We start from the raw sequence: 26,153 nt of genomic DNA, 5'->3' as shown, positions 1-26,153 counted from the left end.
TCCGTTTTATAGTAAAACCTGAGCGAGCGCTGAAGTTTTATTTATATTTTTGAATACGAGATTAAACCCTCTCCCAAAATACGCGTCTAAGATAGTAATAAAGACTGTAATTTATCGAAAGTTTTAACAGTAGTGGATATCATGAAAAAAAATAGGTTATTAATCGGAAGTTTGGCACTAGCGTCTGTTGTTGCGCTCGGCGCGTGCTCGACGAGTAGGCAAGTTGCTTACAAAGACGATGTGTATAATAATCAATCCAAATCGCAAAGGGATTACCAGAGCCCGGATTATTATTATACCGATGGACAACAAGTTCAAGACGAATATGCGCAAAACGAACATTATACCGACGATTACTCGGATGAAGAGTACGTAGAAGGTTATGAATACGATGAGGGCTTGGAATATGCCAATCGTATCAACCGTTTCTACTACGGCGGTCCGGGCATGGGCTACTATGACCCTTGGTTTGATCCATGGTATGGCTATGGCGGCATGGGCTTGGGCTTTTCCAACTGGGGTTGGGGCTGGGGCGGCGGCTGGTCGATGGGATTCGGCTGGGGTGGCGGCTGGGGCTCTCCGTACTATGGCATGGGCTGGGGCTCACCATGGGGATGGGGCGGCGGCTGGGGCTATAACGCTTGGGGTCATCCTTTCTATGGACACAATAACTTCTACTACGGCGGTAACTATTACGGTGGAAACCGGTATACAGTTAGGCCAGCGGGAGCAAGTGTCCGGACAGCATCCAGATCAGGATATAACAGCCGTGTAGGCACCCGCACTGGTGTTCGCGGATCATCAAGTATCGTTCGCGACGGTAGCGGCCGTATTCTAACTGGCCGATCCGCGGTTCGTGCTTCAGGAAGCACACGTACTGGTGAGGGCACGCGTGTAAGCGGTACATCCCGCACACGTACTTCTTCGAATGGCACGGTCGTTCGTAGTGGAACAAGCCGTGTAAACAATGGTGTTACGAACGGTAGCCGTGTTGGTACAGCGCGCACTACTCGCGGCGGAACCAACGTCGGTACGGTAGGTACATCGCGTTCAACAACACGATCCACAGTAGGTTCGGCGCAAGGTTCAAGAGGTTCATCAATGGGGACTTCAAGATCGACCACCAGACCAACAACATCTGGTAGCTCAAGAAGTTCAGGATCATCCTACACACCATCCAGAAGTTCATCAGGCAGCTCTATGTCTAGCGGTTCTTCAAGAAGCTCAGGCAGTTCCATGTCTAGCGGTTCTTCAAGAAGCTCTGGCGGATCGATGTCTAGCGGCGGCGGTGCTTCCAGAAGCTCTGGCGGCGGTGGCGGTGGAGCCCGTTCTGGCGGCGGAAGAACAAGATAATAGCTTTAACAATAGCCAATATGAAAGCAGTTTATATTGGCTATTTTTTTTGAACATCAATTATACTACATGAAACTAAAAAACATACTCTTCACCTCCTTATTTATATCATCTCTAGGTATCAACGTACATGCACAAACTGTTGACGATGCATTGATATTTTCGCAGGAACACAATAGTGGTACAGCACGTTTCAAAGGTCTAGGTAACGCTAAAACGGCGCTAGGCGGCGACATCAGCTCTATCACAGGAAACCCAGCAGGTCTTGGTTTTTTTGGACAGTCGGATATATCCATTACTGCAGGATACAACAACGCTCGTAACCAAGGTAGTTTTTTCGGGTCAAATGCAACGCGTAATAAAGGGCGCTTTAATATTGACAATGCCGGTGCTGTATTTCATTTCCCGAAAAACGAGGGATATCAGGGTTGGCAAAACTTCAATATCGGGATCAATTACGAAAACACAAACACTTTCAACAACAACGTAAGATACGAAGGTGTGAACCCGAACAACACCATCGTAAGCGCTTATACGGATGAGATTCAGGCTAACGGTAGCGCTGGTTTTGCAAATGATCTGCGCGACATGAAGCTTATCGAACGATTTTCAGGCAACAATGCCGGCTATTTTCCGATAACCAATGAGACCGGTGACAAAACACAAATTAGTGATGTGCTTACCAGCGGTTTCAGTTCAAGAAGCGCTATTGCTTTTGGCGGTAATTACAACAACAAATTTTATATCGGTGGTACCATCGGCGTATCGAGATTTCGTTATGAAAACTCGTCGCAGTTTTCGGAATATGGATGGACGAAAAATGCTGCCGCAATATCGCCAGACAATCCTGATTCCGACTTTCTCGACCCTTCAAATGAAGACAACAACTACTTGGTTGCCAATTATGAGCTCTTAGACGACTATTATCAAGTGACGGAGGGAGCCGGTTTTGATTTCAAAATCGGTGCTATTTACAAGCCATCCGTCGACTGGAACCTTGGTGCAACTATTACCTCTCCGACATGGTATACGATTGACGACTACAACGACAGCTATATTGGTGTCGACTACTTTGATAACGAAGATGCGACTACTTCCTTTGATTCACGCAATGTGGAGTATCAAAACCCCACCTACACGTATAGACAGATCACACCATGGAAGTTTGCCCTAGGCGTTTCTAAGTTCTTTGGTCGTGGGTTAGTCACAGCTGACGCTGAATACATTGACTACAGCACCATTAAACGCCGAACAATACAAGGCCGCAACACCGTTCAAGAAGGCATTTGGGACGACGCTGTTAAGGATGCTTACCAAAGTGTGGTAAACTTCCGCATAGGGGGAGAATATCTATTTACCAATGCCATCAGTGGTCGTGCAGGTTTCAACTATTTCGGCAATCCCTACCGCGATGCAGATAATACACAGTATAGTGGTAGCTTAGGTTTGGGAGCTAAACTTTCAAATACACTCTATTTAGATCTAGCAGTTGTACATTTAGTCAATGACTACAAAGTAAGGCCTTATTCTATCGACGAAAATTTTTGGAAGACCCCCAACCCTACTGCAGATATAAAACACCAGCGTACAACGGCGGTATTAACCTTTGGCGCGAAATTTTAATTGTTAAAAACACAGGCTTCAATAAAGCGCTAAAAATATCCAAAAAAGCCACCTAGTCGATATGAACTAGGTGGCTTTTTTATTTGTTAGGAAGGGTATTCGATAATATTCCTCTTCCCTTTATACCTTAATAGCACGATCAAAGCGCGGATAAGACCGATATACGCTATGCCTGTGCACCGTCCTCGTCTTTCATCAAAGGTTTTAAGCTTAGCTTGCGGACAAATAGGTTATAGTTCTCGTGCTTCTCTACGTAAACCTCCTCTCCTGCATCAATAAAACCATCCAAAGCTACTGCATCATACCACACGCCGTCGATTTCAATCTTTCCTGCGGGACGCAATACGGTACGAGCGATTGCATTTTTATGGATTAGGTTGGCTTTTTGAGGAGATGATACATATCCTTGATCGGCTTGCTGCTCATCAGCAAGCACCAAAACTCGAAAGGCAGAAGATCGCAAGATATTGCGCCCAAAAATAACCATCAACACAATGGTCAGGACCATGGCTCCTGTTACAATAAGAAAGGAATTCACCAATAGACCCGGCTGCGTAAGTTTAAAGTCGAGAAAGTCGTTATCCACCATGGAGAAAGCCAAGCCACAAAGCACAAAGATGATCCCTAGGATGCCAGCCACGCCAAAACCTGGAATCACAAAAACCTCCAGCGCCAGCAGAATAACGCCTAGTACAAAAATGGCTATCTCCCAATTATCTGCAAGCCCTTGAATGTACAGGGGCGCAAAAAACAAGGAAGCAGATAGCAGGGCAACAACCAAAGCAAAACCGATACCCGGCGTTTGTAACTCGAAGTAAATACCGCCGATGATACCCAGTATCAACAAACCACTAACCATTGGATTGATCAAAAAAGAAACGAGCTGATCGATCAGCGTTACCTTATGTTGTACAACCTCTGCCGGCTTTATCTGCGCCTGCTGGTACAATTCATTGATATTTGCAATCTCGGCTTTCACCAAGCCGGCTTTGACCGCTTCTGCCGCGGTTAAAGTAAGCAATTTACCATCAGGTTTAAGATCGGGAATGGAGACCTCAGCATCTACGAAAGCTTCAGCTATCTTAGGATTTCTCCCCTTGGCTTCTGCCGTCGCGCGCATTAGTCCGCGCATGTACGATTGATACTTTTCAGGCATAATCTCACCATCCTGATTAACGACACTCGCTGCACCCAAGCTACCGCCGCGATGCATGTAGATATCATCTGCTGCCAAAGAGATCAACGCACCTGCAGACGCAGCATTATTGTTGATATACACCATGGTTTTCATCTCCGAGTTTAACAATTTGGAACGTATTGAATCCGCAAAATTGACGGCGCCGCCAAAGGTATTAAGCTCAATTAGGAAGGTGGATGCACCAATTGCTTGCGCTTGTTTATATGCTAAGTCTACCGTACGCCAAGCATTCGGTCCTATTTCATCTTTGATATCTACTTTGTAAACAGTCTGTGCATCGGAAGAACCCAAGAATACAAAAAACGGAAAGAGGAAAGCCAAAAAGGATTTTGTAATTTTGTTCATATATTGATTTTAATAATCGCGATCATTTTTCTGTAATGACTAAATATACGATATATAAAGCATTTGAAAAAAAATTTCCTTCCCAGATCTGGAAAATTGTGGTGGATGCGCAGTCTCTTCAGGTTGCCGTAGAAACACGCGATAACGAAACGACCAAGCCCCATTTACATGTTTTCGATTTTGCAGGACGCTCCCTATTGGAAAACCTGCCGGTGGATGAAAAAGAGTGGACGTTGGAAGCCCTTCAACACCAAACAATCATCCTGAAACGTCTAGGTGATACCTCGCCCGTCAAGGAGGGAATCTGGTTCTTGGATCTTGAAGGCAACACGCGCTACCTTTCTCATGAACATACTTGGATCGACACCTGCGTTGATTTTGTGAAGATGCGCCATCGAAGTATACAAAGTGGATTCGAAGAATACTTAGATATCCGTGCAGCATCAAAAGCAATCGGTCATGACAGCAGTTGCGATAGCTATAACACCTCGCTCAAGATGCCTAGTCCTTATGGCGGACTACTTCCCCCGCACCTGAGTCACCTCACCTATGTCGATATACCTTGGATAAGTCTCACCGACGAGAAGCTATTGATTAGCTACCACAGTAAAGACGAAGAGGGCTACCATTTAAACCTTTGTGTTGCAAACGCATCTAATGTGCTACACGAACAACGACTGTTGCAGAATATGCCGAAGATGATTCCCCAACCCTATTTCCAGATTGGGCATCAAATATTCTTAATGTCATATAATAAACAGGAAATTGTTTCGTATTTAGTATAATTGCATCCGTATGATAAAAACAAAAGCTTTTTCCGCTTTTATGAAAGTGGGTTTTGTAGGTGTTTTATGTTCACCTTTTTTTTTAGTGGCCAAGGCTACCGTTCCTTCCCTATATAATAGTCACGTTCATGTTAGTGTACCCGATTCTATTGGTACAGAAATAATAAATGGTCAATATTACATTATTCACCGAGTAGAACCTAAGGACACCTACTACGCCCTTGGCCGTCGTTATGGGGCGCCAGTAAACAGCATCATGTCGGCTAACAACAAGAAATCCTTAAAACCCGGCGACACGGTTAAAGTACCAACCAATAAGCCAACAACTGTAACCACGACGACACCTCCCGTGACAACGCAACCTGTAAGGGCCGCTCTCGAGCAGCGTGAGCAGCAAGAAGTGTTGACGGAATATAAAGTAGGCAAAAGCGAAACACTATTCGCGATATCGCGCAGATTCAACACTACCGTGGACGATATCAAAAAGATGAACGATTTAACGTCAAACGCCGTGAAGGAAGGCCAGTTGCTCAAAATACCCAACTCAGACTATCAAGAACCACTTCCAGAGATCATTCCGGAGCCAATCATCGACACGCCGAGTATCGCTGAACAACACGCTACCAATCTTGGTTTCGAGGCTAATCGCTACGGCATCCGCGAAAAACAAGAAAAAGGAATAGGCGTATGGATGGAAAATTTGGAAACAGACGGCAAGAGCAACTTGGCGTTGCATAAAACAGCACCAATAGGGACGATACTTAAAATCACGAACCCCATGACGCGCAACGTTACCTATGCGAAAGTCGTTGGTAAATTTACCGACAACTCGGATACACAGGGTGCAATCGTCGTTCTTTCTAAGTCTGCAGCCTCTTATATTGGTGCTTTGGACAGAAGATTTTTGATAGAAATAGCATATGGCGTACCTTTGCAGTAATTTAAGTTAATATTGCATTCATGAACAAACCTTACGTAATTGGTATCGCGGGAAGCAGTGGGTCGGGAAAAACGTTTTTTCTACGCAGTTTTCTGAACCATTTTTTGTCCGAACAAGTGACCTTGATATCCCAAGACGATTACTATATACCGGCAAATACTAAAACTCAAGAAGAAAATAGGCTCTATAACTTCGACCTACCTACGGCGATCAACAGAACTGCTTTCTTTCATGACATCAAACAACTTTTTGATGGACAAGTGGTGCATAGGGAGGAGTATACCTTCAACAATCCTAATTTAAAACCGAAAATGCTGGAAATAAAACCTGCTCCTATCCTTATTGTGGAAGGTCTTTTTATTTTCCATTATGAAGAGGTAAACAATCTATTGGATTTCCGTATCTTCTTGGACGCGGAGGAATCTGTTGCACTGGAACGCCGGCTGCGTCGAGATCTTATTGAAAGAGGCTATGACCACGATGATGTAATGTATAAATGGGAGAACCATGTGGTTCCTTCCTACCAAGAATATCTATTACCTTTCAAGCCTATCTGCGATTTGGTAATCATCAACAACACCGATGATCCGAAGATCATTGACGATGCTGCAAACAAGATCTCTGTTGACCTGAAAGAAAAAAAATCGGACATCACTATTATTTAAATAGAATCTAAATAGCTATCTTTGTATCGGAGATGGATTTGATAGTAAGCCCTTTAACGCAACAAGAAATTAATAATCCCTTTTTTGATGAAACAAAAAAGGGATTTAATAGTTGTGCAGACTTTGATTCTTGTATTTTTAAGAAGTGCTGCAAGAAATACAAGCGAGGCAAGCGTTGCAAGAAATGCCCAGATCGTTAACATGCGTCAATCCGGTGCTCTACTTCAGCATCTATTCTTCCATATAATCTAAATCCTTGTTAAAACTTTCCTTCAATTTGCTCAGGGCAAAGATCGCAATCCCCGACAACAAGACCGTCACGGCTATCGCGGCGTGCAGAATTCCGAATTGGGAAACTAACCAACCATAAAGTAGTGTAGAAGGAATAAGTGCCCCACGGACAAAATTGGGGGCTGTGGTTGCCACAGTGGCTCGCAAATTGGTACCAAATTGTTCAGCAGCAATAGTGACGAACGTCGCCCAATACCCGACACCAAGTCCCATCAAAAAAGCCAACCAAAGGAATTTCGTTTCAGAGATTCCCGTGCTGGATAAATACCAAATGGAAAAAAGAAGGATCATCACCTGACAGACAAATACGGCTTTTTTTCGGGACTTCAACCATTGGGCTACTAGACCAGCAAATACATCACCCAACGAAATACCCAAATAGGTAAACATAACGCCCTTTCCGGCACTAAGCGGCACCTCGGCAGACAATGCTTTACCAATCTCGGGAGCCTGCGTCACCAATACCCCTACGACAAACCAGATGGGCAGACCAATACACAAACAATACACATACCGTAAGAATCGCTCTTTTTTAGCAAATAGCATAGCGATATTTCCTTTGGCCACCGTTGTATGCTCTTGCTGCCTAAATAGTCCAGACTCAAAGGTGCCCACGCGCAATAACAGTAAACATACCCCCATGCCCCCGCCAACAAAATAGGCCGTACGCCAGTCGAACCATTCTGATACATAGTAGGCCAATATCGCCCCCAATACACCTACGGCAGCGACGATCATCGTTCCATATCCGCGTTTTCCTTTCGCCATCGTTTCGCTAACCAAGGTGATGCCCGCCCCCAGTTCTCCAGCAAGGCCAATTCCAGCTATGAAGCGTACCCATGCGTAGGTATTTACATCTTGTACAAAACCATTGTAGATATTGGCCAACGAGTATAGCAAGATGGATCCGAAAAGAACCTTAAGCCGACCATACTTATCCGCTATTATCCCCCAGATGACGCCTCCGATAAGTAAGCCAGCCATCTGCATATTTAACACAAACTCGCCCTCGCTGCGCATCTGCTCATCGGCTATGCCAATATCCCGAAATGATTGCACCCGCACAATCGAAAAAATAATCAAATCGTAGATATCCACGAAGTAGCCTAATGAGGCAACCACGACCAAAAGCCATACTTTTCGCGAATTAGCAGATTGTTCCATAAGTTTATATTTTGGAGGGTCAATTTACAACGCTTTTACATTTATTACAAGAATTAAACATACACACACTCGGAGAAAAGCATTTGGAGTTCTATATTTGTAGGATGCAGCTGTCTCCAAAAGCGTTAAAATGGGTATTACGTTTTTATCCACCGTTCTTTTTCCAAAGAATTTGGGTAAAAAAAATATATCCCGACTTTCGACAGCTTGACCTGAAGATACAGAAGAGCGTACTTAATAGAAACAGTAATGGAACAATTTTCGGCGGCACCATATTCGCTTCGGTAGATCCTATACATACCCTACTTTTGGATCAGATCTTTAGACGCAAAGGCATAAAAAAAACGGTTACATGGCTGAAAGCCGCGAAAATAGAATACCTAAAACCAGGACGAAAAAGCCTGCATTTTTCGATTCGCATAAGCGAAGAAGATATAGATAAAGCACTTAAAGCGGTCAAAGAAAACGGCAAAGTCGTTCAAGAATTCGAAATTTTAATCTATGATGTAGACGGATTGCTCTGCGCCCGTTCAACCAATGAAATATACATTCGCGATTTGTCGGCGCCACGCTCGTCGGCAACATCTTCGAAAAAACTGCAAACATAAATATTGAGATATGAAAACTATAACGCTAAGCATGGCCACCGTAGGTCTGCTGACCATGGCAAGCTGCCAAAACATCAAAGAGGAGAAGAACGACCCGAAGGTTATCTCGCAACAGGCGATTGAAGTTCATGATGAAATCATGCCACAGATATCCTCCTTTGATAAACACAGCATCTTAATCGATTCGTTGCTTGACAACCTTGCCGGCATGCAGAACAGCAATAATGCTTTAGACACGGCGGCGACGCGACGCGATCTAACACAACTGAAATCTGATCTGGAGTCTGCAACAGATAAAATGATGGTTTGGATGAAGGAATATCAGCCGGATAGTGCCGACGCTACTTATCAAAAGGCAGAGGTTGAGCGCATCAGCAACCTAAGGACCGAATTTGAAACAGTGAGTAAAAGTGCAGAAAAGGTGTTGACTCCTTTTAATAAGTAAATCTATGAAAAGAAGTTATTATCCGTTTCTACCTTTCTTAGCTTGGGGAATACTGCTTTTTTCTTGCACGAGTCAAACGGACAAAAAGCTCCCGATTATCGGAGAAAGAGAAACACAGGAACGTGTTGTGGATGGAAAAACGATTATCGACACGATATATCCCAAAATTCCTGCTTTCAGCTTTTTAAACCAAGATAGTGTAATGATCAGCGAGAAAACATTTGACAACCAAATCTATGTTGCGAATTTCTTTTTCACACATTGCCCAAGTATCTGTCCAACAATGCAGCGCAATCTATTGAAGGTGTATGACAAATACAAAGGTGATAAGCGCATTGCCTTTCTATCGCATAGCATCGATTTCAAATATGATTCGCCGAGTGTACTCAAGTCTTATGCGAATAAGCTAGGTGTCGATAACGACCAGTGGCAATTTGTTACGGGAAGTAAAAAGGACATCTATGGTATTGCAAATAACTATTTGGTGTATACCAAAGAGGATGCTTCGGTACCGGGCGGCTACGACCACCAAGGATACCTCGTTTTGATTGACCAGCATAAGCATATACGAGGTGCATATGACGGTACAAATGACGAACAGGTAGCGCAGCTTTTTACAGATTTGGAAATATTGTTCAACGAGAAACCCTAAACACCAGTGTACAATAGGTTCTTGACGCTTTTAGGAATTGCCTTATTCATCGGCATACTGACCCGCGCTTGCCAACCAAACGTTAGCATTGAAACGGCTCAATATGCCGTGAACGGTCAAAAACTGTATACAACCCATTGCGAAAACTGCCATGGTGCAAAGGGCGAAGGATTAGGAAAGTTATATCCTCCGCTGACAGACAGCAGTTATTTAAGTCAGCACAGAGATCAACTCGCCAGCATTGTTAAGTTTGGGATAAAAGAGCCGTTAGAAATACATGGGCAAAGGTACGAAGAACAAATGCCGGGCGTCCCACAACTGAGTGATATCGAAATAGCTTACATTCTAACCTACGTGACAACGCGGTTTGGCAAAAATACGGAACGCTACACGCTAGAGGAAGTTCAAAAGAGTTTAAAGGCTCGTAAATAAAATGAGGTTTCCAAACGGGGAGAATGGAAACCTCTACTAACCAATTATAAACCTAAATTATGATGACACAAATATAAGGTGTCATTAATCGCACTGCAATAGCCAACAAAAGATTTAACGGATATTTAACATCAGCTTCACGTTCTCCGTAAAAGAGAAAATTCCTTCTTTATAACAAATATTTGACATTTGAGATCATTGTTTTTGACTACATTTGCAACCGAATGAACGTTCAATTGCTAAATAAAAAAGAAGCAATTTTCGAAAGTACCCTAACCCTCATCAACGAGAATGGCTTTCATGGGACTCCAATGAGTCAAATTGCTTCGCACGCCAATGTGGCGACTGGTACAATTTACCATTACTTTGCGTCGAAAGACGAGCTGATAACCGAGCTTTTTGCTCATTGTCGGGTAAAAACCAATGAACACATCTTTAATGTAGAAGAGAGCCTCTCGTACAAGGAGAAATTTTTTTACATCTGGAACCGTTTGGTGGATTACTACCTTGCCAATAAAAAAGTATTCTGGTTTGTAGAACAATTTTATTCTTCTCCATATTATGAACTCATACAGCAAAAGAAAAACCCGAGCTATTATGGGGCCGATCGTATGCGTATGTTTTTTGAAGAAGGAATAAATGCGGGGATTATAAGAAATGTGAGTTTTCCTACCTTGATATCGCTCTATATCGGTGCAGCAACCTCACATGTAAAAATGGTGACCTATGGATTTTGCAAAGCGCAGAAACAAGGTCGCGAAGATCTAATTGAAATTATTTGGAATGGTGTTAAAAATCAATAATATGAGATTCAAAAAAGTTGTTTTATCTCTCCTTCTCGCGTCCTGCATCGCGGGAGTATCCCATGCTCAAACGACAGCGGATAGTGGAAAACTCAATAGCAACGCAACGTTAGACGAACTTATCAGCTTCGCCTTACAAAACAAAATCGAGCTGAAGCAGGCCAGTATCGATAAAGAAATTGGAGAGCGGGAAATTGCCTCGGCACTTTCCGGATGGTTTCCACAAATCAATGCTACAGGATCATTGGCGCACGCCATACAGATACCGACAAATGTTATCAACGGCGCAGTTATACAGATGGGGCAGAAAAATACCAGCGCCTTTGGTATACGCGCCGATCAGGCTTTGTTGAGCCCTGCTCTTTTCCAAGCGTCTCGCGCGGCAAAATTCGTGCGTCAGCAAAACGACCAAAACATCGAAAGCACAAGGATTACGACGGTAGTTGATGTTAGCAAAGCTTATTACGACATCTTAACCTCCGAAGAATCTATCAATATCATTAATGAAAATATAGTTCGTTTGGAGCGGCAGTACACGGAAGCAAACGCGCGCTACGAGACCGGCTTAGTTGATAAAACGGACTTCAAACGTGCGCTGATATCACTCAACAATACGAAAGCAGAGTTGAAAACAGCTAAGGAGATGCGTAACTATAAGTACGATTATTTAAAAATGCTGTTGGGATTAAATCCAAAAGAAGCGTTGACTCTCTCTTTTGAAAACCAAGCTATGGAGAGCAACATACTATTGGATACGACCGAAATATTGAACTACGCTAACCGCGTGGAATTTCGGCAGACCGAAACATTAAAGAGTATACAGCAATTGAACACGCAATACCAAAAGTGGCAATTTTTACCACAACTGGGTGCTTACGGAATGTACAATGCCAACTTTTTCAACAATCAGTTTAGTAACCTTTATTCGACCAATTTCCCTAGCTCATCAGTAGGGTTATCGTTGACCTTACCTATATTTACAGGTACTAAACGCATACAGGAAATACGGAAATCCGAATTACAGGAAGAGCGCATAGCTTGGGATCTTCAAAACTTAGAGAACCAAATAAGTACAGAATATTCTGCGGCCATGGCGGGTTATCGCTCAAATATGAACGAATGGCGTAATTCCAAAGGAAATATGGAGCTTTCCGAAGATGTTTACAACACTATCAAGCTTCAATATGACGCTGGTGTGAAAACCTATCTGGAATTGATGACGGCTGAAGCCGATCTAAAGACGAGTCAACTAAATTACCTGAATGCGCTATATGCTGTTTTATCAAGTAAATTGGATATTCAGAAAGCCTTGGGCACAGTTGAGATTACAAAATAACAAACCTTATCAAACAAAGAAATACACGAAACCATGAATAAGAACTTTTTATTTTCCGCTTTAATCATAGGTTCAGGATTGTTTTGGCAATCTTGTGGATCAGGCAATGAGTCGTCCAAGCAACAGCAGGGGGCACCTCAGGGGCAGCCGGCGGTTCCGGTAACCACCGCCGTTGTTGAAAAACAGATTGTATCCGGTATTAAGAGCTATCCAGGCAGCGTTATCCCTTTACAGGAAACGAAGATTCTTGCCGAAGTAAGTGGATATGTGACAAAAATAAACGTGACTGACGGTGCTTCGGTATCCAAAGGTCAGGTACTTTATGAAATTGACCGCATCCGGTATCAAGCAGCGGTAGATCAAGCAAAGGCTGCATTGGAAATTGCAAAAGCTACATTACAACGCGGAGAAAAAGATTTATCACGCTACCAAACCTTATCCGAAAAAGATGCGATTGCCAAACAAACATTGGATAATGCCGTTACGGAAGTGAGCAATCTCAAAGCGCAAGTTCAATCGGCACAAGCCGCACTTACGACAGCGCAAACAAACTTGCAACGTGCAGTGATCCGTGCTCCATTCAGTGGTGTAGTTGGCATCTCCCTCGTTCGTACGGGCGCGCTCGTATCTCCTGGAACAACGGAGATAAATACGATAAGCACCATCGACCCTATTACCGTAGAATTTCAGGTAAGTGAGCGCGAGATCGCTGAGTTTTCAGCATACCAAACAGGAAAATCAGCAACCGAGATCAGTGTGGTGTTGCCCGATGGAACGACTTATGCCAACCTTGGTAAGGTGACCATCATCGACAGAGCTGTAGATCCGCAAACTGGAACCATCAAAGTACGTGCAACATTTAGCAACGCACAAAATGCATTGCGTGCTGGCATGAACCTGACCATCAACGTAAAGAGCACGTCGACGAGCGAACAAAATATCATTCCATTCAAAGCAGTTCAAGATCAATTGGGTGTGTACAATGTCTTTGTAGTCAATGATAGTAGCCAAGCAGAAATCCGTCCGGTGAAACTGGGATTGAAAGTAGGTGAGCAAGTCGTTGTGGAGTCAGGTGTTGAAGCTGGCGAAAAAATTATTGTCGATGGTTTGATGAATGTGAGAGCCGGCACTAAAGTCGCTGAAAATGCGCCAACAGCGGATAAAGCTGCGCAGAAGTAATTGTCGAAGTCCTAAACTAAAAGAATAGAAATGATCTCAGAAGTATTTATAAAAAGGCCAGTCACGGCGATCGTTATCTCGATCTTGATTATGATCATTGGTACGATTTCCATCATGACATTGCCGATAAGTCAGTACCCGTCCATTGCGCCGCCAACCGTTACGGTAACGGCCAACTATACTGGGGCAGATGCGCAGACCGTGGAACAAACAGTAACCACGCCGATAGAAAGCCAAATCAACGGTACACCGGGCATGATCTACATGTCTTCGAACAGTACCTCCAATGGTCAATCGACGATCACGGTTACCTTTGAAGTAGGTACAGACATTGACGTAGCCACCCTAGACGTGCAAAACCGTGTAGGTATCGCCGAACCGGCTTTACCAGAGGCGGTACGGCGCTTAGGCGTTGTGACAAGGAAGGCTAACACCGATATCTTGATGTTAGTATCGCTGGTATCGCCAAAGGGTACGCGCGACGACAAGTTTTTGGCCAACTATGCCAACCTCTATGTTAAAGACGCGATCTTACGTGTAAAAGGTGTGGGAGATGTGACAGCTTTCGGCCAACCGTTCTCCATGCGTGTATGGCTTGACGCCAACAAGTTGACTGCCTTAAAATTGACACCTGCAGATGTATCAACGGCTATTTCCGAGCAAAACCTACGTATCCCCGGTGGATCGGTGGGCGCTCCTCCACTACAAAATTCTCAGGTATTTGAATATCCAGTGATAACTGACTCGGATCTATCTTCTGTGGAAGATTTTGAGGAGATCATCGTAAAATCCAACGAGGATGGATCTATCGTGCAGTTAAAAGATGTAGCTCGCGTGGAATTGGGTCAATTTAGCTACGCTACTACGACACGCACCGACGGCATGATCTCGACAGGGATGATGGTGGCACAAACGCCAGGAGGAAATGCCGTGGAAACAGCAGAGGGAATATACACTGCCTTAGATCAAATGAAAAAATCATTCCCACATGATGTTGACTATGTGGTGGGCTATGAGACCGTTTCCGTTGTGCACGCATCTATTGATTCCGTTATTCACACCTTGGTTGAAGCACTTATCTTGGTTACCCTCGTTGTGTTCTTCTTCCTGCAATCATGGCGAGCGACCTTGATTCCGGTCTTGGCCATTCCTGTATCAGTTGTGGGTACCTTTATCTTCTTTACGCTTTTTGGTTTCTCGATCAATAACCTTACTTTATTGGCATTCGTTCTAGCCATTGGTATCGTGGTGGATGATGCTATCGTTGTTGTGGAAGCCGTCCAACACTATATTGACCATTATAAGATGAGTGCCCGCGAAGCGACCATGCGCGCTATGAAAGACATTACGGCACCGGTTATTGCAATCGCGTTGATATTGGCGGCGGTATTCGTTCCGGTAGGCTTTATCCCAGGCATGGTAGGTAAATTGTACCAACAATTCGCGATCACGATTGCCGTATCCGTTATGTTATCGGCTTTTATCGCCCTTTCCTTAACGCCAGCACTCTGTTCTCTACTCTTAAAACCAACTTCGGTAAACAAAGATGCGCGGGGTTTGAATAAGTTCTTTTACAAATTCAACCTTTGGTTTGAGCGCGTGACCCACAAATATTCGAGAGGGGTTCGCGCGTGTATACGCCGAGCGCCTTTAGCGCTGATCATTTTACTATGTATCTTTATTGGAACAGGCTACATGTTCACCACAAAGCCTACCGGGTTTATTCCAACAGAAGATAATGGTTCCTTCTTTGCCGGCGTTAACCTTCCTGAAGGTTCTTCTGCCAGCAGAACATCAGCTGTATTGAGCGAACTTGACGAGCAGTTCCGTAAAGACTTTCCAGAAATTGAACATATTACCTTGATTGCCGGTATCAACATCTTGAACCGATCATTCAAATCCAATGCAGCCACACTTTTCGTGTCGTTAAAGCCTTGGGCCGAGCGGAAACGTACTGCGGCGCAGATAACAGGTGCTATCATGGGCAAATATGCAGCTTACGGCAAAGCTCGTGTGCTAGCGGTTACACCACCAGCGATTCCAGGTCTAGGAACCTCGGGAGGTTTCTCATTGATGATACAAGATCAGCAAACCGTAGACATCAAGCAGTTTGAAGCTGTCGTTGGTAAATTTTTGGGTGCGGCCAATCAACGTCCGGAAATCGGTATGGCCTATACACTGTTCAACTCCAACTCGCCAAACTTCAAGATTTCGGTAAACCGTGAGCAGGCGAAAAAGATGTTGGTACCTATTTCCTCGATCTACAGTACCATTTCATCATACTTAGGTTCTTCTTATATCAACGACTTTACGCGTTATGGACGTAATTTCCGGGTGGTAACGCAAGCAGACAATGACTATCGTATGAATATTGAAGACATCAACAAGCTGTATGTTAACAATACGAAAGGAGCATCTGTTCCCCTTAGCGGCTTAGTGACTTGGCAGATGGTGCAAAACCCATCGATCATCAACCACTACAACATCTTTAGAAGTATTGAGGTTAGTGGATCGGCAGCACCGGGCTACAGCTCTGGAGATGCCCTACGCGCCTTGAGAGAGGTAGCGGCTGAAACGCTACCGAATGGATACAGCTACGACTTCTCGGGTCTCTCCTTACAAGAAAGTCAATCGGGAAATACAACGGTTATGATTTTCGCCCTGTGTATTATCTTCGTATTCCTGCTCTTGGCTGCACTGTACGAAAGTTGGTCGGTGCCATTCTCAATTCTGTTATCAGTGCCTATCGGTATATTCGGAGCCATACTTACGTTAACCTTGATCCCTACGTTAGATAACAATATCTATGCGCAGATCGGTCTCGTAACCATCATCGGTCTCGCAGCGAAAAATGCCATCTTGATCGTAGAGTTCGCGAAAGAAAGGGTTGACATTGGTATGCCGTTGATGGATGCCATCATTGATGCCGTGAAGCTTCGTCTTCGTCCGATCATCATGACTTCTTTCGCCTTTATCTTAGGTATTATTCCATTGATGCTATCCACTGGTGCAGGGGCATTCTCTCGCCAAACAATTGGTTGGACGGTATTTGGAGGTATGATGGCCGCTACCTTGTTGGCTATATTTATCGTACCGGTGTTATTCTATGTGATCACAAGAATGGCTTACGGCAAGAAAAAGCTTGCCGAGCTAGAAGCTTCTTTTGATGAAGAAAAAGCGAAAAACCTGAGTGCGCATTAAAATAACAATCAATAAAATTACAACAAAAGGACCTTCCACCGTGGAGGTCCTTTTGTTATTGCTGTAAAATCTATTCTGTTTTAGCTATATATTTTAGCTTATTTAATCGCGACGAATGAAGCGAAACAAAGATTTTTGTGCAAAATATCCACCTGTTGGAATCCCACTCGCTTAAGCAAATCCAACTGGTACATCAGATCTCTCGGGGTATCTTCTTTGTCGATATAAGCAAATACATGATCTCGATAAGCTTCATCCTTTAATCCCCTGAGGTAATTTCCATAATAGTCCTTATAGATTAGTTCTTGTAATTGAGCTTCCTGCTGATAAACCAAATCAAAAATCCAAAGACTCCCCCCTACTTTCAACAAGCTATATAGCTTTTGAAAACTACTTTCCCAATCTTGGTCGTCTCGGAGATGGTGCAACACTGCAGTGGCTACGATAACCTCATAGCCTTCATGCTCCAAACTAGCTGTTCGAAAGTCACCTTTCACCGTGTGCACCTGTCCACTCGTCAAAGCTTCAACACGCATGCGCGCCCTATCGAGCATAGGCCGACTTAGATCAACCAAGGTGACATCTACATCTTTGACCTTTTGGAGCAGCTTGACCGGATAATTGCCTGCACCGCAGCCAATATCCAATAGAGATTGCAGCGCAGGATACCGCCTAGCGATGGCAGACGTGATCAGCTCCATATTAAAAAGGGCATCTAAGGTCGTCTGTTGTCCCGTTTCCAGATTGGAAAATCGTTCTACATCCTGATCGAATCGCTCTTCGATTTCTTTTATTGTCGATTTCATCATCTTTTGTTTTCACAAAACTAAAGATGCTATCGATACTTTAAAAATACTATATTTATCATCAAACAATACCTAATAAGTATGGAACTAAGACATCTGCGCTATTTTTTGGTGCTTTCGGAAGAGCTACACTTTGGAAAAGCTGCAAAGCGACTGTTTATTTCCCAACCGCCATTGAGTCGACAAATCAAAGAATTAGAGCAAGAGCTAGGGATAACACTTTTCTTACGCGACAATAAGCGTGTTACACTAACCGATGCAGGACACTATTTTGCAGAAGAAGCTGCGAATACCCTCAAGCAATTAGATTTTGCCAAGCAGCAGGCCGCACAGATCCATGAGTCCTTGGCCGGCGAAGTAAGGATAGGATATATCAGCTCTATAGATAAACAAAAACTAGGTAAATTGATACAGCAGCTTCAGACCCATTATCCGTATCTGCAAACCAAGCTCTACGAGCTATCTAGCGACAGACAGATCGATGCACTAAACAACAGACAGATGGACATTGGTATTATTCGGGCACCCTCACTATCGCCAAACCTAACGGTTGAAAAACTCTATGATGATGGTTTTGCCTTGGTTTATGCAAGTGATTATACATTGCCCGAAGATCTATCACGCCTAACTGCTCTACCCTTTATAAGCTACCATGCTGATTATGCTCCGATGTACCATCAGCAAATGCTATCTTGCTGTGCGCAGCTAGGCTTCATTCCTAACTTACGCCATGCCTGCAACAACATCGCTTCCATCTTGGAATTGGTACATGTAGGAAGCGGTATCACCATAGTTCCACAATCTGTTCGTATGCAATACCAACATCTTCATCTTAATTTTTTAAATTTGGAAGAGCCATCTTTAAGAACGGATATACTGCTGGCTTACGCGAAGGAACAAAAGCACCCCGCATTCGCGGTGCTCCGTGATTTGATAAAGACACTTTTTAGTGCATGATGATTGTCCGACACACAATAAATACAATACAAGAGATCAACGATGAAGCTATATACTATTGATACCGGTTTTTTCAAGTTAGATGGTGGTGCCATGTTCGGCGTAGTTCCGAAATCGATTTGGCAACGAACGAATCCAGCTGATGAGCGGAATCTTTGCACATGGGCTACGCGATTGCTTCTGATCGAAGATGGAAAACGATTGACCTTGGTCGACACCGGCTTGGGCGATAAGCAGGATGACAAATTCTTTGGCCATTATTTTCGCCATGGTGACGCCACGCTAGATAATTCATTAGCACAGCATGGATTTCACCGAGACGATATAACCGACGTCATTCTTACGCACCTTCATTTCGACCATTGTGGAGGCGCGGTAATTCGCGAAGGAGAACGCTTACTTCCCGCTTTTAAAAACGCAAGATTTTGGAGCAATGAGAAACATTGGAATTGGGCACTGCATCCTAATCCGAGAGAAAAGGCATCCTTTTTAAAAGAGAATATCTTGCCTATCGAAGAAAGCGGACAATTAGCATTTTTGAAAGAGGGTGATCTCTTTTCTCCAAACGTAGCTATGCGGTATGCTTATGGACACACCGAGTCCATGATGCTCCCACAGATATCGTATAAGGGAAAAACTATTTTATACATGGCTGATCTCCTTCCTTCCGTAGGACACATCCCGCTACCCTATGTCATGAGCTACGACGTTCGACCATTGACCACTATGGAGGAAAGGCAGTCCTATTGGCAGGAAATTGTGGACAAGGAGTATATCCTATTCTTAGAACACGACCCGGTACACGCTTGCTGCACCCTAAAGCAGACGGACAAAGGAATTCGTGTAGCAGAGACTTTCGCGCTGGAAAACATATAGGATGTCAGCCAGCATTACGATGTTAAAGGCTCTACATATTGGGCATAACAATAGCCTTCTTGTCCTTCTTTGGTGCGCACAAGCCACCATTGGTCGTTGGCGGGGCTTATTAGTGTCAGCTGTTCATCCTTATGTATTTCTGCTAAAATAGGCTGATCGATCCCTGGCCCTTTTCTAACATTGAGCGTTTCTTCCTGTGTGATGATACGAGCTAACGTGCCGCCGGTAGAATGTGGCAAATCCACATTCAGCGATACCTCTCCAGAAATATAATTGGGATCGATTTGATTATATACGTTCCAAAGCTTGTTCTTCACATCAGCATTAGGTGCAGTCCCATTAATCTGAAGCACACCCTCTTGCTCCACATACACTAAGTCTTCAATATTTGAAGACTTAGCAGTATCCAACAACAATTTATATTTGTCTAACAGCGTCATATTTTATGGCTTTTTTTGGTTGATTTTTAGCGCCGACATATCCAACTGTCTAGCGTTTAATTCTTCGAAACCCATCTTAACTTTTTCCATGTCATTTGGATCAACGGAACCTGACACACGTATGGTGCCATCAATAATTTCTGCTTTTACATGGGGGAAATCTTTTGTGAGCAGGTCCACTTTATTCTTCAGTTCTGCATCCGTATGTGTGCTATCACTAGGTAGCGTAGCAACCGTAAGGTCATCGATCACTTCTTTCACATTTTGTGGATCTGCCTCCTTTGCTGCCGCTGTCAAATTTCGCCGATCCTCTTCGGTACCGACAATTCCAGACAAGGTGACCTTGCCGCGCTTCACCGCCACTACAACATTGGGATGCGTAGCAACAATCGTTTCCACTTTTGCCTTCACATCTGCATCGGATACCTGCGGCTTGCAACTTGCCAGTATAAGTAATAGTGCCACAATCGCCCCTCCTTTAATGACTGACCAATTCATATTATATACCATAGTCTTTCCGTTTTTTATCTAAACCCTAATTCTTTTAGATGAACAACGGGAACTACAATTTGTTTACGTCTTTGAGAAGATCAACACCATTAATATACCCCAACTATACGTTGCTTGAGTCCATTAAAATGAAGAGTATAACCCAGCTCTTGCTCAATCAATAGCTGGCCAATAGGTGAAGAGGCAGAAATAATCATGTAATCCATGTCACCTATTTGTTGCTTTCCTAAGCTTATAGCAATAAAATAATTTGCCTGATCGGTGACCACTAATGACCCCAGCGAAACTTCAGGCTTGGGCTCGAGTTCTATTTTTTGTAATACGACCGCGTCCTTTTTTGCCTGTATCAATTGCTGCTGATAGCGGTTCAAGTCCTGTTGTATCATTTCACGCGAGGTTTCGTACTTGTCTCCTGCGCTACTTTTTGTGTCGCTTTCAATCGCTTCCTGCGCCTGCGCCATAGCATACATAATTTCTTGCAGGCGTGCTTCGTTTTTCTCTTGACAAAATGCCAATAACTGTTTCTTTATCGTTGGGTTCATTATGTTGACGTTTTTCCCAATAGCCTTTGGCCTAATTGAGCGGACAAAAAAACGCCAAACGTAGCGTTTGGCGTTTTCAATTCACTTTAGCGTGTTTTAATTTTTCAATGCTTCTTTAACGTTCTTAGCTTCGCGTTCAGCATCTTCAGCTACCTGATTGGCCTTATCTGCCGTTTTATCTATAGCTTTATCGATGGCTTTCCCCGTTGCCTGTGCGGCTCTTCCGGTCGCATCAACAGCTTTTTCAGCTCCCTCTTCAACGGCGTGTCCAGCTTTTTTGGCAGTAGCTTTGACTTTATCCCAAGCCGTGTTAGCTTCATCTAAAGATTCTTTAGCTGCCTTTTCGGCTTCCTTATCACCTTTTTTTACAGCGGCTTCCAAATCGGCTTCGGCTTGTGCCACGCGTGCTTTCGCATCAGCAATCTCTTTATCCATCTCTGCATGGGCATGCCCCGCATGCTCATCCACCTCTTCCAAGGTATGATCTAATTGTTCGCCTGCAGAGACTTCACCGTCTGCATTTTTATCTTTCGATGGATTACTGTTGCAAGACGCAATGCTCAGGGCTCCTGCAACAACGGCTAATAAAGCTAATTTTTTCATGTTACTTACCTTTGTTTAAAATTATTGTTGGCTAACTAATGCTAGAAACAATTTTTATACCAAAAGTGTTTTTATTATTTGGAATAAATTGTTCCTTTCGCTGCTTCCAAGGTGTTCTTTAGCAAACCTACTATAGTCATTAAACCTACACCGCCCGGTACGGGTGTGATCCAAGAGGCTTTTTTAGACACCTCTTCAAAATCCACGTCTCCATACAACTTAAATCCTGATTTCGTCTCTGTTGAATCTTCGCGATTAATCCCTACATCGATCACTACAGCGCCTTCCTTCACCATCTCTGCAGTCACGAAGTTCTTACGTCCGATTGCAGCAACTACGATATCGCCTGCAAGAACCTCTTCTTTTAAGTTGGCTGTACGACTATGTGTAAGCGTCACCGTACAATTTCCAGGGGTACTATTGCGGGCCAATAAAATGCTCATCGGTGAACCAACGATGTTACTACGTCCCACAACAACGGCTTTTTTACCTGCTGTCTCAATACCATAGTGGTCTAACATCAGCATGATACCATAAGGTGTTGCTGGAATAAAACAGGGAAGATTGCGCTGCATACGACCTAGATTGATCGGATGGAAGCCATCCACGTCTTTACGGTAATCGATCGCTTCGGTAATTTTATCCGGATCGATATGTTTCGGTAGAGGAAGTTGGACAATTAATCCGTCGATAGTCGGATCTTGGTTGATTTCTTGAATCTTAGCTATCAGTTCGGCTTCTGTGATCTCCACGTTATAGCGAATATTCGTCGATTCAAAACCCACCAATTCACAATTGCGCATCTTACTTGCGACGTATGTCTCACTACCACCATCGTTACCCACCAAGATTGCAACGAGGTGAGGCTTACGCCCTGCCTCCGCAGTAAATACTGCGGCATCTCGCTTGATGTCTTCTTTTATCTTTGCTGAAACCAGCTTACCATCTAATAAATTCATCGTTTAATCGTCCTATAGGTATGGTTGACTATTTACTTATTAATCCAGTTTTAAAACGGCCATAAACGCCGATTGTGGAATTTCCACATTTCCTACCTGCCGCATGCGTTTTTTTCCTTTCTTTTGTTTTTCCAAAAGTTTACGTTTACGGGAGATATCCCCTCCATAGCATTTTGCCGTCACGTCCTTACGAAGAGCCGATATCGTCTCGCGAGCGATAATCTTAGCACCGATTGACGCCTGTATACGTATTTCAAACTGCTGACGCGGTAGAAGTTCCTTTAATTTCTCACAAATCTTCTTACCGAAGTCGTATGCGTTACTACGGTGGATAAGGGACGACAAGGCATCTACAGGCTCATCATTCAATCGGATATCGAGCTTAACCAAATCAGATTTACGATAGCCAATTTGGTGGTAATCGAAAGAGGCATATCCTTTAGATATCGTTTTCAGCTTGTCATAAAAGTCAAAAACAATCTCGCCCATCGGCATTTCAAAAACCAGTTCTACCCGATCAGATGTCAAGTAGGATTGGTTGATGATTGTACCCCGCTTTTGAATACATAACGACATCACCGGACCAACGAAGTCAGATTTCGTGATAATATTGGCCTTAATGTAAGGCTCTTCAATAAAGTCTAATTTGCTAGGATCGGGTAAATCGGATGGGTTGTGTACCGTAATCTCTTCTTGGTCTTTAGACAAAAAAGCTTTGTACGACACGTTGGGCACCGTGGTGATAACGGTCATATCGAACTCGCGTTCCAAACGTTCTTGAATAATCTCCATGTGGAGCATACCCAAGAAACCACAGCGAAAACCGAAACCCAAAGCTGCGGACGATTCCGGTTCAAACACCAAAGAAGCGTCATTCAGCTGCAGGCGATGCATGGACTCGCGCAGTTCTTCATAGTCTTCCGTATCAACGGGATAGATACCAGCAAATACCATCGGCTTCACTTCTTCAAAACCTTGTATCGCCGCGTCGCAAGGACGCTCACGATGTGTAATGGTATCGCCGACTTTAACCTCGCGCGCTTCCTTGATACCCGAAATAATATACCCTACATCTCCTGTTCGTACCACATCCTTGGCTACCTGATTCAATTTTAAGGTACCAATCTCGTCGGCAAAATACTCTTTACCTGTTGCGACGAACTTCACCTTATCCCCTTTACGGATTTCGCCATTTTCTACTTTGAAATAGGCCATAATACCGCGGAATGAATTAAATACGGAGTCAAAAATCAAAGCCTGAAGTGGTGCTGTTGGATCACCCACCGGTGCAGGAACACGCTCCACAATAGCACGCAGAATATCAGGAATTCCCATTCCTGTTTTTCCGGAAGCCGGGATGATATCTTCACGTTTTCCACCAATCAAATCAATGATCTGGTCTTTCACTTCTTCGGGCATAGCACCCGGAAGATCCATTTTGTTTAGGATAGGAATGATCTCGAGATCATGTTCCAAGGCTAAATATAAATTTGATATTGTTTGCGCCTGAATACCTTGAGAAGCATCTACAATCAACAAAGCGCCTTCACATGCCGCAATAGAACGTGACACCTCATAGGAGAAGTCTACGTGTCCCGGCGTATCAATCAAGTTCAGTATATATTGCTGACCATCTTGGGTATATTCCATTTGGATAGCATGCGATTTAATGGTGATACCACGCTCGCGCTCCAAATCCATATTATCCAACAATTGTGCTTGGGCTTCGCGCTGAGAAATGGTATTTGTAAATTCCAACAGCCTATCTGCCAAGGTACTTTTGCCATGGTCAATATGTGCGATAATACAAAAATTACGTATATGCTTCATACAGGTTTTTATCCAAAAATTCTAATTGGCAAATATAATTTTTTTAGGGCAGATAATAAGGTTTAATGTAGGAAATAAAAAAACCGCGCTTCAGGAGCGCGGTCAATTCACAATTGGATTTTAGTTAGTAGTAATATATCTTTATAATTTTTCACCGTGCTGTGAAAGATCCAGTCCTTCCAATTCTTCTTGTGCATTCACCCGAAGTGGGGTGATGATATCCGTAACTTTAAGCAATACGAATGCCAATACTAAAATAAACACCGTTGCACCGAGTAACCCAATGATATGAGCGGTAAATAAACCTGTTTCGCCATAATACAATCCATTGGTTTCTACAGCTCCATTTATCGCAGAATGCGCAAATACACCTGTAAGGATCATGCCGACCATGCCACCAACACCGTGACTTGGAAAAACATCTAAAGTATCGTCAATATTGGATTTTGTACGCCATTCGATAAGCAGCCTGCTGATAATGGCGGCTACAGCGCCAATCACGATGGAATGAGGAACCGTAACGAATCCCGCTGCAGGAGTAATGGCAACCAAACCCACCACTACACCAATACAAGTTCCCATAGCTGACGGCTTAGTACCTCGTGCAGCATCAAACAGAATATACATCACAGCAGCCGCACCCGATGCAGCAGTTGTTGTGGCCATAGCTGTTGCCGCTAGCGCTGATGCGCCAAATGCAGAACCCGCATTAAAACCAAACCAACCGAACCATAGTAAGCCCGTGCCAAGAAGAACATAGGTAATCCTTGCTGGCGTATGCTCTTTGCATTCGTTTCCTTGCTTCAGATAGATAGCCGACGCAAGTGCGGTTAAACCAGCCGACATGTGCACGACGGTTCCACCGGCAAAATCCAAGACCCCCATTTTAAACAATATTCCATCTGGATGCCAAGTAGCATGCGCAAGTGGCGCATAAATGAATATAAAGAATAGACAAATAAAAAGAATATACGAGGTAAAACGTATGCGCTCAGCAAATGCGCCGGTAATTAAAGCAGGCGTAATAATAGCAAACTTCAATTGGTACATAGCAAACAACGCAAAAGGAATGGTGGGTGCACCTGCCCAGGGCTCGTGATCCAACACGCCGTCAAACATGAAAAAGCTCATTGGATTTCCGATAATCCCGCCTACCGAATCTCCAAAAACCAAACTGAAGCCAAATGCAATCCATATTACCGCCACAACCGCCATACAGATAAAACTCTGCAACATCGTCGAAATGACATTTTTCTTTTTCACCATACCCCCGTAAAAGTAAGCCAACCCTGGTGTCATGATCAAAACAAGTGCTGTCGACGTAAGCATCCAAGCTACATCGGCACCGTTATACTCGTATTCGTTTGCATTCGTAGGTAAGGATGGATTAAAAAAAGCTATTACCACCAACGCAACCATGATAAAAAAAGGAAATAATGATTTTTTCTGTGCTGTAGACATAAGTTTTATAATTTAACGATGCAATTATATGTAAAAAACACAACAAAACAATAGTATTTTTAAAAAAATAAGATTTAAAAAGTATTTTTATTGAATTTAATAAAAAAAATGAAGCAAAAATAGAGCGCAACAACAAGAACAAACACTAC

Annotated in this window: 25 protein-coding genes; 15 read left to right on the top strand and 10 right to left on the bottom strand. The window is 43.6% G+C overall.

Annotated elements, in window-relative coordinates; translation table 11 throughout:
* Positions 1-141: 141 nt before the first annotated feature.
* Both SCB77_RS18035 and SCB77_RS18030 read left to right on the top strand, forming a co-directional pair.
* Positions 142-1,353, top strand: a complete 1,212-nt coding sequence (locus SCB77_RS18035; protein ID WP_320183389.1) for a hypothetical protein — start codon at positions 142-144, stop codon at positions 1,351-1,353.
* 69 nt (positions 1,354-1,422) lie between these two features.
* Positions 1,423-2,976, top strand: a complete 1,554-nt coding sequence (locus SCB77_RS18030; RefSeq protein WP_320183388.1) for an OmpP1/FadL family transporter — start codon at positions 1,423-1,425, stop codon at positions 2,974-2,976.
* A 166-nt stretch (positions 2,977-3,142) separates the two neighbouring features.
* Here the strand turns inward: SCB77_RS18030 and SCB77_RS18025 are convergent, their stop codons facing one another.
* Positions 3,143-4,519, bottom strand: coding sequence for an NfeD family protein (locus SCB77_RS18025; RefSeq protein WP_320183387.1), 1,377 nt, complete (start codon positions 4,517-4,519; stop codon positions 3,143-3,145).
* A 35-nt stretch (positions 4,520-4,554) separates the two neighbouring features.
* Here SCB77_RS18025 and SCB77_RS18020 point away from each other — a divergent pair, with 35 nt between their 5' ends.
* From SCB77_RS18020 to SCB77_RS18010, 3 genes are read left to right on the top strand one after another with little or no spacing between them, the layout of a single operon-like run.
* A complete protein-coding gene (locus SCB77_RS18020; protein WP_320183386.1) occupies positions 4,555-5,304 on the top strand; it encodes a hypothetical protein in 750 nt (249 codons plus the stop codon).
* A gap of 10 nt (positions 5,305-5,314) precedes the next feature.
* Positions 5,315-6,244, top strand: a complete 930-nt coding sequence (locus SCB77_RS18015) for a DPBB and LysM peptidoglycan-binding domain-containing protein (RefSeq protein ID WP_320183385.1) — start codon at positions 5,315-5,317, stop codon at positions 6,242-6,244.
* A 20-nt stretch (positions 6,245-6,264) separates the two neighbouring features.
* On the top strand, positions 6,265-6,909 hold the full coding sequence (locus SCB77_RS18010) for a uridine kinase family protein (RefSeq protein ID WP_320183384.1): 645 nt from the start codon (positions 6,265-6,267) through the stop codon (positions 6,907-6,909).
* 231 nt (positions 6,910-7,140) lie between these two features.
* Here SCB77_RS18010 and SCB77_RS18005 read toward each other — a convergent pair whose 3' ends face one another.
* Positions 7,141-8,364 (bottom strand): MFS transporter, encoded by a 1,224-nt coding sequence (locus tag SCB77_RS18005; RefSeq protein WP_320183383.1) that lies wholly within the window; start codon positions 8,362-8,364, stop codon positions 7,141-7,143.
* A gap of 104 nt (positions 8,365-8,468) precedes the next feature.
* Here SCB77_RS18005 and SCB77_RS18000 point away from each other — a divergent pair, with 104 nt between their 5' ends.
* The 8 genes from SCB77_RS18000 (at position 8,469) to SCB77_RS17965 (ending at position 17,020) form a co-directional block, all read left to right on the top strand.
* On the top strand, positions 8,469-8,972 hold the full coding sequence (locus tag SCB77_RS18000) for a DUF4442 domain-containing protein (protein WP_320183382.1): 504 nt from the start codon (positions 8,469-8,471) through the stop codon (positions 8,970-8,972).
* A gap of 10 nt (positions 8,973-8,982) precedes the next feature.
* Complete coding sequence (locus SCB77_RS17995; protein WP_320183381.1) at positions 8,983-9,417, top strand: transposase; 435 nt, start codon at positions 8,983-8,985, stop codon at positions 9,415-9,417.
* Positions 9,418-9,421: 4 nt separating this feature from the next.
* Positions 9,422-10,069 carry an SCO family protein gene (locus tag SCB77_RS17990; protein WP_320183380.1) on the top strand — a complete coding sequence of 216 codons (648 nt, stop codon included), beginning with the start codon at positions 9,422-9,424 and terminating at the stop codon, positions 10,067-10,069.
* Positions 10,070-10,090: 21 nt separating this feature from the next.
* Positions 10,091-10,501, top strand: coding sequence for a c-type cytochrome (locus SCB77_RS17985; RefSeq protein ID WP_320183379.1), 411 nt, complete (start codon positions 10,091-10,093; stop codon positions 10,499-10,501).
* Positions 10,502-10,725: 224 nt separating this feature from the next.
* Positions 10,726-11,304 carry a TetR/AcrR family transcriptional regulator gene (locus SCB77_RS17980; protein ID WP_320183378.1) on the top strand — a complete coding sequence of 193 codons (579 nt, stop codon included), beginning with the start codon at positions 10,726-10,728 and terminating at the stop codon, positions 11,302-11,304.
* A gap of 1 nt (position 11,305) precedes the next feature.
* On the top strand, positions 11,306-12,640 hold the full coding sequence (locus SCB77_RS17975; RefSeq protein WP_320183377.1) for a TolC family protein: 1,335 nt from the start codon (positions 11,306-11,308) through the stop codon (positions 12,638-12,640).
* A gap of 33 nt (positions 12,641-12,673) precedes the next feature.
* Positions 12,674-13,819 carry an efflux RND transporter periplasmic adaptor subunit gene (locus tag SCB77_RS17970; protein ID WP_320183376.1) on the top strand — a complete coding sequence of 382 codons (1,146 nt, stop codon included), beginning with the start codon at positions 12,674-12,676 and terminating at the stop codon, positions 13,817-13,819.
* A 30-nt stretch (positions 13,820-13,849) separates the two neighbouring features.
* Positions 13,850-17,020 carry an efflux RND transporter permease subunit gene (locus tag SCB77_RS17965; protein ID WP_320183375.1) on the top strand — a complete coding sequence of 1,057 codons (3,171 nt, stop codon included), beginning with the start codon at positions 13,850-13,852 and terminating at the stop codon, positions 17,018-17,020.
* Positions 17,021-17,118: 98 nt separating this feature from the next.
* Here the strand turns inward: SCB77_RS17965 and SCB77_RS17960 are convergent, their stop codons facing one another.
* Positions 17,119-17,829 carry a class I SAM-dependent methyltransferase gene (locus SCB77_RS17960; protein ID WP_320183374.1) on the bottom strand — a complete coding sequence of 237 codons (711 nt, stop codon included), beginning with the start codon at positions 17,827-17,829 and terminating at the stop codon, positions 17,119-17,121.
* A gap of 78 nt (positions 17,830-17,907) precedes the next feature.
* On the opposite strand from SCB77_RS17960, the gene SCB77_RS17955 reads away from it, so the two are divergent.
* Both SCB77_RS17955 and SCB77_RS17950 read left to right on the top strand, forming a co-directional pair.
* Positions 17,908-18,783: a LysR family transcriptional regulator gene (locus SCB77_RS17955; RefSeq protein WP_320183373.1), complete on the top strand. Its 876-nt coding sequence runs from the start codon at positions 17,908-17,910 to the stop codon at positions 18,781-18,783.
* 42 nt (positions 18,784-18,825) lie between these two features.
* Positions 18,826-19,659: an MBL fold metallo-hydrolase gene (locus SCB77_RS17950; RefSeq protein WP_320183372.1), complete on the top strand. Its 834-nt coding sequence runs from the start codon at positions 18,826-18,828 to the stop codon at positions 19,657-19,659.
* 14 nt (positions 19,660-19,673) lie between these two features.
* Here the strand turns inward: SCB77_RS17950 and SCB77_RS17945 are convergent, their stop codons facing one another.
* From SCB77_RS17945 to SCB77_RS17915, 7 genes are all read right to left on the bottom strand, one after another.
* Positions 19,674-20,099 carry an SH3 domain-containing protein gene (locus tag SCB77_RS17945; RefSeq protein WP_320183371.1) on the bottom strand — a complete coding sequence of 142 codons (426 nt, stop codon included), beginning with the start codon at positions 20,097-20,099 and terminating at the stop codon, positions 19,674-19,676.
* A 3-nt stretch (positions 20,100-20,102) separates the two neighbouring features.
* On the bottom strand, positions 20,103-20,609 hold the full coding sequence (locus tag SCB77_RS17940) for a BON domain-containing protein (RefSeq protein ID WP_320183370.1): 507 nt from the start codon (positions 20,607-20,609) through the stop codon (positions 20,103-20,105).
* An 89-nt stretch (positions 20,610-20,698) separates the two neighbouring features.
* A complete protein-coding gene (locus tag SCB77_RS17935; protein ID WP_320183369.1) occupies positions 20,699-21,151 on the bottom strand; it encodes a hypothetical protein in 453 nt (150 codons plus the stop codon).
* A gap of 96 nt (positions 21,152-21,247) precedes the next feature.
* On the bottom strand, positions 21,248-21,754 hold the full coding sequence (locus tag SCB77_RS17930; protein WP_320183368.1) for a hypothetical protein: 507 nt from the start codon (positions 21,752-21,754) through the stop codon (positions 21,248-21,250).
* Positions 21,755-21,828: 74 nt separating this feature from the next.
* On the bottom strand, positions 21,829-22,713 hold the full coding sequence (locus SCB77_RS17925) for a bifunctional 5,10-methylenetetrahydrofolate dehydrogenase/5,10-methenyltetrahydrofolate cyclohydrolase (protein WP_320183367.1): 885 nt from the start codon (positions 22,711-22,713) through the stop codon (positions 21,829-21,831).
* A 39-nt stretch (positions 22,714-22,752) separates the two neighbouring features.
* A complete protein-coding gene (gene lepA, locus SCB77_RS17920) occupies positions 22,753-24,543 on the bottom strand; it encodes a translation elongation factor 4 (protein WP_320183366.1) in 1,791 nt (596 codons plus the stop codon).
* Positions 24,544-24,684: 141 nt separating this feature from the next.
* Complete coding sequence (locus SCB77_RS17915) at positions 24,685-26,004, bottom strand: ammonium transporter (RefSeq protein WP_320183365.1); 1,320 nt, start codon at positions 26,002-26,004, stop codon at positions 24,685-24,687.
* Positions 26,005-26,153: the final 149 nt, after the last annotated feature.

The organism is Sphingobacterium bambusae, assembly GCF_033955345.1.
Lineage (GTDB): Bacteria > Bacteroidota > Bacteroidia > Sphingobacteriales > Sphingobacteriaceae > Sphingobacterium > Sphingobacterium bambusae.
The sequence above is the reverse complement of the archived record's forward strand: the minus strand, read 5'-3'. Positions and strand labels throughout refer to the sequence as shown.

Bases quoted from the DNA above. Each gene is read 5' to 3' on its own strand.
- SCB77_RS18025 (WP_320183387.1), bottom strand. From the start codon at position 4,519: ATGAACAAAATTACAAAATCCTTTTTGGCTTTCCTCTTTCCGTTTTTT.
- SCB77_RS17955 (WP_320183373.1), top strand. From the start codon at position 17,908: ATGGAACTAAGACATCTGCGCTATTTTTTGGTGCTTTCGGAAGAGCTA.
- SCB77_RS18015 (WP_320183385.1), top strand. From the start codon at position 5,315: ATGATAAAAACAAAAGCTTTTTCCGCTTTTATGAAAGTGGGTTTTGTA.
- SCB77_RS18020 (WP_320183386.1), top strand. From the start codon at position 4,555: ATGACTAAATATACGATATATAAAGCATTTGAAAAAAAATTTCCTTCC.
- SCB77_RS17960 (WP_320183374.1), bottom strand. From the start codon at position 17,829: ATGATGAAATCGACAATAAAAGAAATCGAAGAGCGATTCGATCAGGAT.
- SCB77_RS17970 (WP_320183376.1), top strand. From the start codon at position 12,674: ATGAATAAGAACTTTTTATTTTCCGCTTTAATCATAGGTTCAGGATTG.
- SCB77_RS18000 (WP_320183382.1), top strand. From the start codon at position 8,469: ATGCAGCTGTCTCCAAAAGCGTTAAAATGGGTATTACGTTTTTATCCA.
- SCB77_RS17945 (WP_320183371.1), bottom strand. From the start codon at position 20,099: ATGACGCTGTTAGACAAATATAAATTGTTGTTGGATACTGCTAAGTCT.
- SCB77_RS17965 (WP_320183375.1), top strand. From the start codon at position 13,850: ATGATCTCAGAAGTATTTATAAAAAGGCCAGTCACGGCGATCGTTATC.
- SCB77_RS18005 (WP_320183383.1), bottom strand. From the start codon at position 8,364: ATGGAACAATCTGCTAATTCGCGAAAAGTATGGCTTTTGGTCGTGGTT.
- SCB77_RS17995 (WP_320183381.1), top strand. From the start codon at position 8,983: ATGAAAACTATAACGCTAAGCATGGCCACCGTAGGTCTGCTGACCATG.
- SCB77_RS17925 (WP_320183367.1), bottom strand. From the start codon at position 22,713: ATGAATTTATTAGATGGTAAGCTGGTTTCAGCAAAGATAAAAGAAGAC.
- SCB77_RS18030 (WP_320183388.1), top strand. From the start codon at position 1,423: ATGAAACTAAAAAACATACTCTTCACCTCCTTATTTATATCATCTCTA.
- SCB77_RS17935 (WP_320183369.1), bottom strand. From the start codon at position 21,151: ATGAACCCAACGATAAAGAAACAGTTATTGGCATTTTGTCAAGAGAAA.
- SCB77_RS17980 (WP_320183378.1), top strand. From the start codon at position 10,726: ATGAACGTTCAATTGCTAAATAAAAAAGAAGCAATTTTCGAAAGTACC.
- SCB77_RS17975 (WP_320183377.1), top strand. From the start codon at position 11,306: ATGAGATTCAAAAAAGTTGTTTTATCTCTCCTTCTCGCGTCCTGCATC.
- SCB77_RS17930 (WP_320183368.1), bottom strand. From the start codon at position 21,754: ATGAAAAAATTAGCTTTATTAGCCGTTGTTGCAGGAGCCCTGAGCATT.
- SCB77_RS18035 (WP_320183389.1), top strand. From the start codon at position 142: ATGAAAAAAAATAGGTTATTAATCGGAAGTTTGGCACTAGCGTCTGTT.
- SCB77_RS18010 (WP_320183384.1), top strand. From the start codon at position 6,265: ATGAACAAACCTTACGTAATTGGTATCGCGGGAAGCAGTGGGTCGGGA.
- SCB77_RS17990 (WP_320183380.1), top strand. From the start codon at position 9,422: ATGAAAAGAAGTTATTATCCGTTTCTACCTTTCTTAGCTTGGGGAATA.
- lepA (WP_320183366.1), bottom strand. From the start codon at position 24,543: ATGAAGCATATACGTAATTTTTGTATTATCGCACATATTGACCATGGC.
- SCB77_RS17940 (WP_320183370.1), bottom strand. From the start codon at position 20,609: ATGGTATATAATATGAATTGGTCAGTCATTAAAGGAGGGGCGATTGTG.
- SCB77_RS17950 (WP_320183372.1), top strand. From the start codon at position 18,826: ATGAAGCTATATACTATTGATACCGGTTTTTTCAAGTTAGATGGTGGT.
- SCB77_RS17915 (WP_320183365.1), bottom strand. From the start codon at position 26,004: ATGTCTACAGCACAGAAAAAATCATTATTTCCTTTTTTTATCATGGTT.